This window comes from Bacillus mycoides, assembly GCF_001757995.1.
Classification (GTDB): Bacteria; Bacillota; Bacilli; order Bacillales; family Bacillaceae_G; genus Bacillus_A; species Bacillus_A mycoides_B.
The window spans coordinates 1-12,353 of record NZ_LXLV01000004.1; the positions used below are offsets into that span (position 1 = coordinate 1).

Below are 12,353 nucleotides of genomic sequence, written 5' to 3' on the forward strand. Positions count from 1 at the left end.
TGAAAGATGATCAGGTTGATAGGTTCGAGGTGGAAGCATGGTGACATGTGGAGCTGACGAATACTAATAGATCGAGGACTTAACCATATAATATGAAGCAAATGTTATCTAGTTTTGAAGGAATATATATTGAAAATTCCTTTTGACATTCTGAAAAGAATGTGTATAATGATAAAAGTCTGGTAATGATGGCAGAGAGGTCACACCCGTTCCCATACCGAACACGGAAGTTAAGCTCTCTAGCGCCGATGGTAGTTGGGACCTTGTCCCTGTGAGAGTAGGACGTTGCCAGGCTTATATTATTCCGCAGTAGCTCAGCGGTAGAGCTATCGGCTGTTAACCGATCGGTCGTAGGTTCGATTCCTACCTGCGGAGCCATTATGCTTCCATAGCTCAGCTGGTAGAGTACTTCCATGGTAAGGAAGAGGTCACCGGTTCAAGCCCGGTTGGAAGCTTGGGAAAAGTTTTTATTTTTTTTTGGCCCGTTGGTCAAGTGGTTAAGACACCGCCCTTTCACGGCGGTAACACGGGTTCGAATCCCGTACGGGTCATCACTTTTGGAGGATTAGCTCAGCTGGGAGAGCACCTGCCTTACAAGCAGGGGGTCGGCGGTTCGATCCCGTCATCCTCCACCATATATTTTTAAATGTCGGAGGGGTAGCGAAGTGGCTAAACGCGGCGGACTGTAAATCCGCTCCTTCGGGTTCGGCAGTTCGAATCTGCCCCCCTCCACCATTTTCTTTAAAATAACCTGAAAGGGTTTATTTTTTTGAAAAGATAACCATACTAGTAAATATTAATGGGCTATAGCCAAGCGGTAAGGCAACGGACTTTGACTCCGTCATGCGCTGGTTCGAATCCAGCTAGCCCAGCCATTTACGAGCCATTAGCTCAGTTGGTAGAGCATCTGACTTTTAATCAGAGGGTCGAAGGTTCGAATCCTTCATGGCTCACCATTTTCGCGGAAGTAGTTCAGTGGTAGAATACAACCTTGCCAAGGTTGGGGTCGCGGGTTCGAATCCCGTCTTCCGCTTAATTACTAAGGGGCCTTAGCTCAGCTGGGAGAGCGCCTGCCTTGCACGCAGGAGGTCAGCGGTTCGATCCCGCTAGGCTCCATATAAATGGGGAAAGCTTACATCAAATGATGTAAGCTTTTTTTGTGTTTAAATTCCACTCCAAAAGGCAACTTTCCCGTATATCGTTTAAAATGAAAAAAAGGGATTGGATAAGGGGGAGGTAATTATGAAAGTTGTCATTGCATCGGATTCATATAAAGAAAGCCTGAAAGCTATAGAGGTATGTGAAGCTATTGAAAGAGGCTTTGCAGCAATTTTTCCTAAAGCAGAGTATGTTAAAGTACCAATTGGAGATGGAGGCGAAGGAACGGTTGAGTCTCTTGTTGGTGCTACAATGGGGAAAATTATATCACTTAATGTGACAGGGCCGCTTGGAGAGAGCGTGCAAGCCTTTTATGGTATGTCTAAGGATAAGAAGACAGCATTTATTGAAATGGCAGCAGCATCAGGATTACAACACGTTCCAATTGAAAAGAGAAACCCACTTATTACAACTACAAAAGGGACAGGTGAACTTATATTACATGCATTAGATCAAGGAGCTAAACACATTATTTTAGGGCTTGGAGGAAGTGCTACAAATGATGGTGGGGCTGGTATGCTATCTGCCTTAGGCGCAAGATTTATAAATAGGAAAGGTGAAGTAATAGAACCCTCTGGAGGGACATTACATTTGATAACCACTGTTGACCTTTTTAGGATTGATTCACGCCTGGAGGATATAAAGTTAGAAGCAGCATGTGATGTAGATAACCCTTTAGTTGGACTGAGCGGGGCATCTTTTGTATTTGCGAGACAAAAAGGTGCGAATGTAGAGATGATGAAAGAGCTAGATGAGAATTTAAAACATTATGCTAATATACTTAAACAACATGTGTCTTTTGATGTATCTGAAATACCGGGTGCGGGTGCAGCTGGAGGAATGGGAGCTGCTGTCGTTGCAGTGCTAAAGGGACAGTTAAGAAAAGGGATTGAAATTGTATTAGATTATACAAATTTTGATAAGTGCATAGAGGGTGCCGATCTTATTGTAACTGGTGAGGGAAGAATAGATGAACAAACAGCTTATGGAAAAGCTCCTGTTGGTGTCGCAAAGCGGGCGAAATGTCGTCATATTCCTGTAATTGCTATTGGTGGATCTGTATCTCCGAACTATACAACTGTTTATGAAAAGGGATATTACAGCTAGTCCAATGACATTAGAAGAAGCATATAAAAGGGCAGAAGAGAATATCGAAATGACAGCAAAAAATATTGCAGCAGTGTGGAAACTAGCATCAGAAAAACGCTTCTAAGTGTAGAAGCGTTTTTAATTATTATCTAATAATAGTGATAGTAGTTATTTCATTAAGTTAACTTTATGCATAGAATAGTTTAAAAATGGGGATTCCAACGTAAATATAAGTGAATAAAATGTATATCTATGCAGAAAAATGTCGAGTTGAGTCAGACTATATAAAAGATTTAAAATATTTAGTGAAGGCATAAAAGGGGGATACTATCTATGAAAAAAGAAATCTCAGTTATTGGAGTTCCAATGGATTTAGGACAGATGCGTCGTGGGGTTGATATGGGACCAAGCGCGATCCGTTATGCAGGGGTAATTGAAAGAATCGAAGAAACTGGATATAGCGTAAAAGATATGGGAGATATATGTATAGAGAGAGAAAAAGAAATAGATGAAAATACAAAGTTAAGAAACCTTACACAAGTTGCAACTGTATGTAATGAATTAGCAAGTAAGGTTGATCATATTATAGAAGAAGGTCGTTTTCCACTTGTATTGGGCGGCGATCACAGTATCGCTATCGGTACGTTAGCTGGTGTAGCGAAACATTATAAAAATTTAGGTGTTATTTGGTATGATGCACACGGTGATTTAAATACAGAAGAGACTTCACCATCTGGAAATATTCACGGTATGTCACTTGCTGCAAGTTTAGGATATGGACATTCTTCACTTGTAGACTTATACGGGTCATATCCTAAGGTGAAGAAAGAGAACGTTGTAATTATCGGTGCACGTGCATTAGATGAAGGAGAAAAAGACTTTATTCGTGAAGAAGGCATCAAAGTATTCTCAATGCATGAAATTGATCGTATGGGTATGACGGCTGTTATGGAAGAAACAATTGCATATTTATCTCATACTGATGGTGTTCATTTATCATTAGATTTAGATGGGCTTGATCCTCATGACGCACCAGGAGTTGGAACACCTGTAATTGGTGGTCTATCTTATCGTGAAAGCCACTTAGCGATGGAGATGTTAGCAGAAGCTGATATTGTTACATCTGCTGAATTTGTTGAAGTAAATACAATTTTAGATGAGAGAAACAGAACAGCAACAACAGCGGTTGCTTTAATGGGTTCTTTATTCGGTGAAAAACTGAAATAAATGTAAGAAAAGCAACTGTGAAGTTGCTTTTTTTATTGGAAAATAGGCGTATAATAATTTATATTACACTGTAGGATAAGAAAGTTTGACATCTTACCAATTTAAGCTAAGGGGGCGTTTGTAATTGTCGTTTGTTTCATGTATGGTATAATTAACTAGTTGTTGGAAATACATACAGATAGAGCATAAAATAATATTTCAATATATGGATAGAATTGCTCGTAAGTAGGAGGAAGGGTTAGTATGCCTTTTGAAGATACGACCATTTTGAAATATCTTAGTACGACATTAGATATTGCTGTTGTATGGTTTATTATATATAAGCTAATTCTTATAATCCGGGGCACGAAGGCTGTTCAACTTTTAAAAGGTATTACGGTTATTATTGTCGTCCGGATGATCAGTATTTTACTTGAATTGCATACGCTATATTGGCTAACGGAACAAGTATTAACGTGGGGATTCTTAGCTGTTATTATTATCTTTCAGCCAGAATTGCGAAGAGCACTTGAGCAGCTAGGAAGAGGTAGCTTGTTTTCGCGTGTAGGAACTCACGAGGACGATGAACCTGAAATTGTTGCAACAGCGATAGCGAAAGCAACGGAATATATGGGAAAACGTAGAATTGGTGCATTAATTACGTTGTCAAAAGAGACTGGGATGGGTGACTATGTGGAAACGGGTATTCCGTTAAATGCAAACGTATCATCGGAACTACTCATTAATATTTTCATTCCAAATACGCCTCTTCACGACGGAGCAGTAATTATGCAAGGAAGTACAATTAAAGCAGCGGCGTGTTATCTTCCTTTATCGGAAAGTCCGTTTATTTCTAAGGAATTAGGAACTAGGCATCGCGCTGCAATGGGAGTTAGTGAAGTTACTGATAGTATTACGGTAGTTGTGTCGGAAGAAACGGGTCAAATTTCTTTAACGAAAAACGGTGAGTTACATCGTGATTTGAAGACAGAACAGCTAAAGGATATGTTGTTAGCTGAATTTAGTGGGAACGAAAAAACGACTTCTTCGTCTTTATGGAATTGGAGGAGAAAGCGTCATGGATAAGTTAATGGAGAATCATTGGTTTTTAAAAGGAATCTCATTACTATTGGCGTGTATGCTTTTTATGTCAGCAACTTTAACTGAAAAAAATACGACATCGAGTATATTACCTTTCGTAAATGAAACGAAAGAAACATTAACTGATTATCCTATTACCCTTAAGTATGATGAAGAGAAATATATTGTAAGTGGTATTCCAGCAGGTGGAGTCAAGGTGAAGTTGGAAGGTCCAAAATCAGCAGTTGCCACAGCAAAAGCAAAAAAACAATTTGATATATCAGTTGATTTGCGAGATAGTCCAAAAGGAACTTATGAAGTTTCTTTAAAAGCGAATGGGCTTCCAGATGATGTGAAAGGAACAGTCCAACCAGCAACAATTAAAGTCACTCTTCATGAAAAAGCGAAAAAGTATGTTCATGTAGATTTAAAATTATCAAATGAAGACCAGATGCCAGCAGGTTCTACTATTGAGAAATCAAGTATTAAGCCCGACACTGTTGAAGTAGTTGGAACAAAAGAAGAAATAGAAAGTATTTCATCTGCTAAGGCATATATCGACTTAAAAGGCGTGAATAAAACTGTTACAAAAACAGCAGACGTTACATTGTACAATAAAGAAGGAAAACGTTTAAATGTAAAAACGAGTCCATCTAAAATAAGTGTAACGGTGAATGTAGCGACACAACCTACAGCAAATAACACCGAAAAAACTGTTCCTGTAACGTATACGAAAAAGGGTAGTTTACCAGAAGGATTAGCTGTTACAAATATTAGTGTTGAGCCGAGAGAAGTAACGATAGCAGGTCCAAAAGACATTTTGGATAATATACAATCTATAGAGGGGGTCGAGGTAGATCTTAGTCAATTGACGGATTCTACAACATTCGATGCCTCTGTTTTATTGCCAAAAGGTGTAACAAGTGCAAAACCAAATCAAGTGAAGGTCTCCGTAGGGGTACAAAAGGTAAAACAAACGAAAAGTAAAACTATTGATGGTATCCCGATTCAAAAAAGTGGAATTCCGAATGATGTTACTGCGCAGCTACTTTCGCCACAAGATGGAAAGATAAGCGTTGATATTTCAGGAGAAGCAAGTATAGTAGATAAAATAACAGCAGCTCAAATAACAGCGGCGATTAATCTGCAAAATGTATCTCCGGGGACGAAAGATGTTTCTATTCAAGTGAGTGGTCCAGGTAATATTTCGATAGAAGCAAAACAAAAAAGTGCTAAAGTCACAATTGTGAAGAAAGAAAAGCCGGATAAAGAAGTACAGGGTAATATTGAACAACCAGATTCAAAAAACAATCAAGAAAATCAAACTGAAAAACCCAAAAATCCTGAACCCGATCCAGAAAAGGATCCAGAAAAGGATCCAGAAAAGGATCAGGAAAAAGATAAAGACAAAGACAAAGAAAATGGCCAAGAAACGAGCCAAGAACCAACAGTAGATAATCAAAAAGAGCACGAAAAAGGAGCGAATAATAATGGGTAAATATTTTGGTACAGACGGAGTACGCGGGGTTGCAAATAAGGAATTAACACCTGAATTAGCATTCAAAATTGGACGTTTTGGCGGCTATGTATTAACAAAAGATACAGATCGTCCAAAAGTAATTATTGGCCGTGATACACGTGTATCTGGACATATGCTAGAAGGAGCTTTAGTAGCAGGTCTATTATCAACTGGAGCAGAAGTAATGCGTCTTGGTGTTATTTCTACACCAGGTGTGGCTTATTTAACAAAAGCTTTAGATGCACAAGCGGGTGTTATGATTTCTGCATCTCATAATCCAGTACAAGATAATGGAATTAAGTTCTTCGGTTCAGATGGTTTCAAATTAACAGATGAGCAAGAAGCAGAAATTGAAGCATTATTAGACAAAGAAGTTGACGAGTTACCACGTCCAACAGGTACTAACCTTGGTCAAGTGAGCGATTACTTTGAAGGTGGACAAAAATATTTACAATACATTAAACAAACTGTAGAGGAAGATTTCTCTGGTTTACATATCGCTTTAGATTGCGCACACGGTGCGACTTCTTCTTTAGCTCCATACTTATTTGCAGACTTAGAAGCTGATATTTCAACGATGGGAACTTCTCCAAACGGTATGAATATTAACGAAGGCGTCGGATCTACACATCCAGAAGTCTTAGCTGAATTAGTAAAAGAAAAAGGTGCTGATATCGGACTTGCTTTTGATGGTGATGGCGACCGATTAATCGCTGTAGATGAAAAAGGAAACATCGTTGATGGCGATCAAATTATGTTTATTTGCGCGAAGTATATGAAAGAAACTGGTCAATTAAAACATAATACAGTTGTTTCAACAGTTATGAGTAACTTAGGTTTCTACAAAGCACTTGAAGCAAACAGTATTACAAGTGATAAAACAGCAGTTGGTGACCGCTACGTAATGGAAGAAATGAAACGTGGTGGATATAACCTGGGCGGAGAACAATCAGGTCACATTATCTTACTTGATTACATTACAACTGGTGATGGAATGTTAAGTGCTCTTCAACTTGTAAACATCATGAAAATGACGAAAAAGCCATTATCTGAGCTTGCAGGTGAGATGACAAAATTCCCACAATTACTAGTAAACGTTCGTGTAACAGATAAAAAACTAGCATTAGAAAATGAAAAAATTAAAGAAATTATTCAAGTTGTAGAGGAAGAAATGAAAGGCGACGGTCGTATTCTTGTTCGTCCATCTGGAACAGAGCCACTTATTCGTGTAATGGCAGAAGCACCAACACAAGAAATTTGTGATGCTTATGTGCACCGTATTGTAGAAGTTGTGAAAGCTGAAGTTGGAGCTGAATAATTTACTGAATTTGTTTTAAAAGGAGCACAAGAAGTGCTCCTTTTTCATATGTTTTATAGACAATGAAAAAAAATTCATTGACGGTTTATATTGTTTGTTATAAGATGGTCTTGTTCTTTTTCTCAAAGTAAATATTGTAAATTATAAAAGCGCCAGAGCTACAAGTAGTGTAGTTGACGAGGTGGAGTTTTATCGAGATTTCGGCGGATGACTCCCGGTTGTTCATCACAACCGCAAACTTTTACTTAAAACATTAAGGTGACTTAGTGGACAAAGGTGAAAGTGTGATGAGAGAAAAGGAACGGATGAAAACTAGCTGTATAAGTGTATACGGACTTAAACCCAATTGAGAGGAAGGTGAAAGCCGTTACAAGCTTACAGGGCTAGCAATATGTAATCCGTTTTTTTAATATAAATAAATGGTATCGGACTATGTCGTTACATGTTCGCAAAGCAGTGTAAGCATTTGTAACGGCGACTAAACATGTGTGGAATCGTAGGATTTATTGGAGAGCAAGATGCAAAGGAAATTTTATTAAAAGGTTTAGAAAAGCTAGAATATCGTGGATATGATTCAGCAGGTATTGCAGTACAAACAGAGAACGGTGTTGTTGTATACAAAGAAAAAGGCCGTATTGCAAAACTTCGCGAAATCGTAGATGAGAACGTAGCAGCAAGCGTAGGGATCGGACATACACGCTGGGCTACACACGGTGTTCCAAGTAAGTTAAACGCGCATCCGCATCAAAGTACATCAAAACGCTTTACACTAGTTCATAACGGTGTAATTGAAAACTATGAATTAGTGAAAAAGGAATATTTACAAGATGTAACGTTCGTAAGTGAAACAGATACAGAAATTATCGTACAGCTTATGGAACAACAAGTGAGCACAGGATTAAGTGTAGAAGAAGCGTTCCGTAATACGCTATCTCTTTTACATGGCTCTTATGCAATCGGATTACTTGATGCTGAAAATCCAAACATGATTTATGTTGCTAAAAACAAAAGCCCGCTATTAGTAGGTGTTGGTGACAACTTTAATGTTGTGGCGAGCGACGCTATGGCGATGTTACAAGTTACAGATCAATTTATCGAGTTAATGGATAAAGAAATCGTAATTGTAACAAAAGAAAGCATTACAATTAAAAACTTACAAGGTGAAACGATTGAACGTGCACCTTATACAGCGGAATTAGACGCAAGTGATATTGAAAAAGGAACGTATCCTCATTTCATGCTAAAAGAAATCGATGAGCAACCACTTGTAATCCGTAATATTATTCAAAAGTACCAAGATGAAAATGGCGAAATTGAATTAGATCAAGATATCCGTAACGCAATTTTAGATAGCGATCGCATTTACATCATTGCATGTGGAACAAGTTATCATGCAGGTCTTGTTGGAAAGCAATTCATTGAGAAATTTGCGAAAGTACCAGTTGAAGTACATGTAGCAAGTGAATTCTCTTACAATATGCCATTATTAACAGAAAGACCATTCTTCATTTACATTTCACAAAGTGGTGAAACAGCTGATAGCCGTGCAGTACTTGTGCAAACAAATGAAATGGGTCATAAAGCATTAACGATTACAAATGTACCTGGTTCTACGCTTTCTCGTGAAGCTGATTATACACTTCCGTTATATGCGGGACCAGAAATCGCAGTTGCATCGACGAAAGCATACACAGCACAGCTTGCAGTACTTTCAATCTTAGCGGCTGACATTGCAAAAGCGAAAGGTGAAGTTCTTGATTTCGATTTAACACACGAATTAGGACTTGTAGCAAACGCAATGGTAGTACTTTGTGATCAAAAAGAAGAAATGGATGCATTAGCAAAACAATTTTTATCAACAACACGTAACTGCTTCTTCATCGGACGTAGCGTAGACTTCTTCGTAGGTTTAGAAGGTGCGTTAAAACTAAAAGAAATCTCTTACATCCAAGCAGAAGGATTTGCTGGAGGAGAATTAAAACACGGTACAATCGCCTTAATCGAAAACGGTACACCAGTTATCGCTCTTGCTACACAAGAGCACGTAAACCTTGGAATTCGTGGTAACGTGAAAGAAGTAGTAGCACGCGGGGCTAACCCATGTATCATCTCAATGAAAGGCTTAGAAATGGAAGGTGACAGCTTCGTATTACCAGCTGTACACGAAGCACTAGCACCGCTAGTAGCAGTTATTCCATTACAACTTATCTCATACTACGCAGCACTTCACCGCGAGTGTGACGTTGATAAGCCACGTAACTTAGCTAAATCTGTTACTGTTGAGTAGGAAATTGGTAGAGTAACTAGTTTATTGTGGATTTAAAATAAAGTTGTGAAGCTTTGCCCCTTTGGATATTTTTATCTAAAGGGGTGTTTTTGTGTCGAAAAGAAAAAGAACAACTAAAATCGATAAGTGGCTTAAAGAGGGTAGTGGAGCAGATTATCAGCCTTGGCTTAAAATTTAAGGTGTTGCCTCATTAGGGTGTTCGACAAGATTAAAAGGTATAAAGACCGCCAGACAACAGGAATTTTTATCAGATTTGGAACGGAACTACTTTTATTTAACTGAATTTTCTGTTATCGTTTAGATATTCGTGAACAATTCCCTTTATTACCACAAGAAGAGACGATTACTATTGCTGAAGAGCTTGGGATTAAACATTCAGTTGATAAAGGCCAAGGTATTACAGTGGGGAAAGCTAAACGTAGTTCTAAAAGGGTTCAGCGTAGGGGAGAGGTTTTATCCCCGCTATTTGCAGGCAGTAAGGCTCCCACCTCAAAATTCGGCGAATGCGAGGAAGGCTACCTGTAAAAGCTCGATTGGTGTGGGCTAATTAAAGTTTCACTTTATTGAACAAATTAGATTACTAGACATTACGAGGGGTGTTTATTAATGAAAGTGAAAGAAAAAACATATTTAAGTATAGAAGAGATTATTTCATTACCGGCCTTATCAAGTACAAATATAAGTGATGATGGCAACAACGTAGCATTTGTAAAGAAGACAGCTAACTGGAAAGACAATACATATAGGAATCATGTATGGATATATGAAATAGATAAGGGACAGAGTTCCCCATTAACGACTATGGATATAGATAGTACATGCCCATTATGGTCTCCGAATTCTAGGGATATCGCATACCTTAGCCCTGCTGGTGATGGGAAAAATCAGATCTTTGTTAAGTCAATAGATGGTTATAGCGAAGTTCAAATTACTGATGAGAAAGAAGGGATCAGTACATTCAAATGGGAGCCTACTGGTAAAGGTTTTTATTATGTTGCACAGTCAAAAGAATGTGAGGAAATAAAGAAACGTAAGGAACTATATGGAGATTTCCAACATGTAGGTAAGGAACATCAGAATAATTGTTTATATTACATTGAAATAGAAAAAGTGATACAAAATGATAAAGAGGAACGAGAGATTAGCGGTGTTTATCAGTTAACTGATGGTAAGGATTTTCATATCCATGAATTTGATATTTCAAATGATGGTAAAAAGGTTGTATTTATGGCGACACCAAGCTCAAATATGGCAGGTTATATAAATGGAGATCTATACATACTCCATATTAAAGCTGGAGAGCTACAAAAGCTGAATATAGATAAGTTGTTGGGTGGGAGCGTTCACTTTTCTCCTGAGGGCAGCAAAATATGTTACTCAGCAAGCATAAGAGAGAAGGATTATTATAGAAACCATATACAAGATAGTACATTAGAGATATATGATATGAATACCGGAGAGGTAACTCAACCTCTAACAAATTTTGATAGTACGGTTATGCCATTACAGTGGACAGCTAAAGGAATTTTAATTAGATGGCAGAATAAAACTAATTATCTTATTGGATTGCTATCTGAGGATGGCACTGTGGAAATGTTAAGCGAAAAAGTAGATGGCTTTATAATGGATGCTTCTATAACAATGGATGGAAATCATATATCCTATAATAAGGCTATAACAAATGAGACCTTTGAAATCTATTTAGACGATAAAAAAATAACGAATGAAAATAGCTTTTTCGAAGGAAAGCTTAAAAGTAATAGAGAAATAATCTCATGGAAAAGTAGTGATGGTCTTGAAATAGAGGGTGTTTTATCAACCCCAGTAGAGTTTGATGCAAATAAAAAATATCCCTTATTAGTGGTAATCCATGGTGGTCCGGCTTGGGCATCCTTCCCAATATTTTCAGACTGTTTTAATGAGAAATATCCGATTGAGCAGTTTATCGAAAAGGGCTTTATAGTTTTAGAACCAAACTATAGGGGAAGCTCTGGTTATGGTAATGAATTCTTAAAAGCAAACTATAGAAAACAGGGAATTGCTGACTATGAGGATGTTATATCTGGAGTGGATAAACTAGTTGAAAAAGGGATTGCAGATAAAGATAGAGTAGGGGTTATGGGATGGAGTAACGGGGGATATATATCAGCTTTCTGTTCTACATTTAGTAGTAGATTTAAAGCTATTTCAGTTGGAGGCGGAATTACTAACTGGGGTACCCATTATGTAAATACAGATATCCCTTACTTTATTAGAATGCATTTAGGAAATACTCCATGGAATGATCCAGAGCTATATAGGAAAACATCGCCAATGACATATATTAAATCAGCATGTACGCCTACCTTAATTCAACATGGGGAAGAGGATGCGAGAATTCCAATTCTAAATGCATATGAGCTATATCAAGGATTAAGAGATATGGAAGTTGATACAGAATTAATTATATTTAAAGGAATGGCATATAGTTCTGACCAGCCAGGAATTCATATGGCTATTATGAAGCAGAATTTGATGTGGTTTTCACACTATATTCTTGGAGAAAGTATGAAAGATTTTAGGGTTTTATAATGGCTTGTTTTAGTCTTTAAGCTTTTTAGGTGCTTGAAATAAAGTCGTACACATTTATCCGGTTATATATGATTGAGTTTAACATTTCGGATAAGGAAAACTGTGAAATATTTTGGTGTAAATGA

At 37.8% G+C, this 12,353-nt stretch carries 6 protein-coding genes, 9 tRNA genes, 2 rRNA genes and 3 pseudogenes; all 20 read left to right on the forward strand.

Annotated elements, in window-relative coordinates; all coding sequences use genetic code 11:
• Positions 1-87 (forward strand): 23S ribosomal RNA (locus BWGOE10_RS00755); the annotation flags it as partial.
• Positions 88-178: 91 nt separating this feature from the next.
• A 5S ribosomal RNA gene (rrf, locus tag BWGOE10_RS00760) occupies positions 179-294 on the forward strand.
• 9 nt (positions 295-303) lie between these two features.
• A tRNA-Asn gene (locus BWGOE10_RS00765) sits at positions 304-378 on the forward strand.
• A gap of 4 nt (positions 379-382) precedes the next feature.
• Positions 383-455 (forward strand) — tRNA-Thr (locus BWGOE10_RS00770).
• A 24-nt stretch (positions 456-479) separates the two neighbouring features.
• Positions 480-551: transfer RNA gene (locus BWGOE10_RS00775), tRNA-Glu, on the forward strand.
• An 8-nt stretch (positions 552-559) separates the two neighbouring features.
• Positions 560-635, forward strand: a tRNA-Val gene (locus BWGOE10_RS00780).
• Positions 636-651: 16 nt separating this feature from the next.
• A tRNA-Tyr gene (locus BWGOE10_RS00785) sits at positions 652-735 on the forward strand.
• A 65-nt stretch (positions 736-800) separates the two neighbouring features.
• Positions 801-875 (forward strand) — tRNA-Gln (locus BWGOE10_RS00790).
• Positions 876-880: 5 nt separating this feature from the next.
• Positions 881-956: transfer RNA gene (locus BWGOE10_RS00795), tRNA-Lys, on the forward strand.
• Positions 957-961: 5 nt separating this feature from the next.
• Positions 962-1,033: transfer RNA gene (locus BWGOE10_RS00800), tRNA-Gly, on the forward strand.
• A gap of 10 nt (positions 1,034-1,043) precedes the next feature.
• A tRNA-Ala gene (locus BWGOE10_RS00805) sits at positions 1,044-1,116 on the forward strand.
• Positions 1,117-1,242: 126 nt separating this feature from the next.
• A pseudogene (locus BWGOE10_RS00810) lies at positions 1,243-2,371 on the forward strand (glycerate kinase).
• A gap of 209 nt (positions 2,372-2,580) precedes the next feature.
• Positions 2,581-3,474 carry an arginase gene (rocF, locus tag BWGOE10_RS00815; protein WP_070140545.1) on the forward strand — a complete coding sequence of 298 codons (894 nt, stop codon included), beginning with the start codon at positions 2,581-2,583 and terminating at the stop codon, positions 3,472-3,474.
• A 243-nt stretch (positions 3,475-3,717) separates the two neighbouring features.
• On the forward strand, positions 3,718-4,539 hold the full coding sequence (cdaA, locus tag BWGOE10_RS00820; RefSeq protein WP_070140546.1) for a diadenylate cyclase CdaA: 822 nt from the start codon (positions 3,718-3,720) through the stop codon (positions 4,537-4,539).
• Complete coding sequence (locus tag BWGOE10_RS00825) at positions 4,532-6,031, forward strand: YbbR-like domain-containing protein (RefSeq protein ID WP_070140547.1); 1,500 nt, start codon at positions 4,532-4,534, stop codon at positions 6,029-6,031. The genes cdaA and BWGOE10_RS00825 overlap by 8 nt, the downstream gene beginning before the upstream one ends.
• Positions 6,024-7,370 (forward strand): phosphoglucosamine mutase, encoded by a 1,347-nt coding sequence (gene glmM / locus BWGOE10_RS00830; protein ID WP_070140548.1) that lies wholly within the window; start codon positions 6,024-6,026, stop codon positions 7,368-7,370. Before BWGOE10_RS00825 ends, glmM begins: the two co-directional genes overlap by 8 nt.
• Before the next feature lie 287 nt (positions 7,371-7,657).
• Positions 7,658-7,842: pseudogene (locus tag BWGOE10_RS33880) on the forward strand (hypothetical protein).
• Positions 7,843-7,854: 12 nt separating this feature from the next.
• A complete protein-coding gene (glmS, locus tag BWGOE10_RS00835; RefSeq protein WP_070140549.1) occupies positions 7,855-9,657 on the forward strand; it encodes a glutamine--fructose-6-phosphate transaminase (isomerizing) in 1,803 nt (600 codons plus the stop codon).
• A 91-nt stretch (positions 9,658-9,748) separates the two neighbouring features.
• A pseudogene (locus tag BWGOE10_RS33790) lies at positions 9,749-10,053 on the forward strand (transposase); the annotation flags it as partial.
• A gap of 210 nt (positions 10,054-10,263) precedes the next feature.
• Positions 10,264-12,228: a S9 family peptidase gene (locus tag BWGOE10_RS00845; protein ID WP_070140550.1), complete on the forward strand. Its 1,965-nt coding sequence runs from the start codon at positions 10,264-10,266 to the stop codon at positions 12,226-12,228.
• Positions 12,229-12,353: the final 125 nt, after the last annotated feature.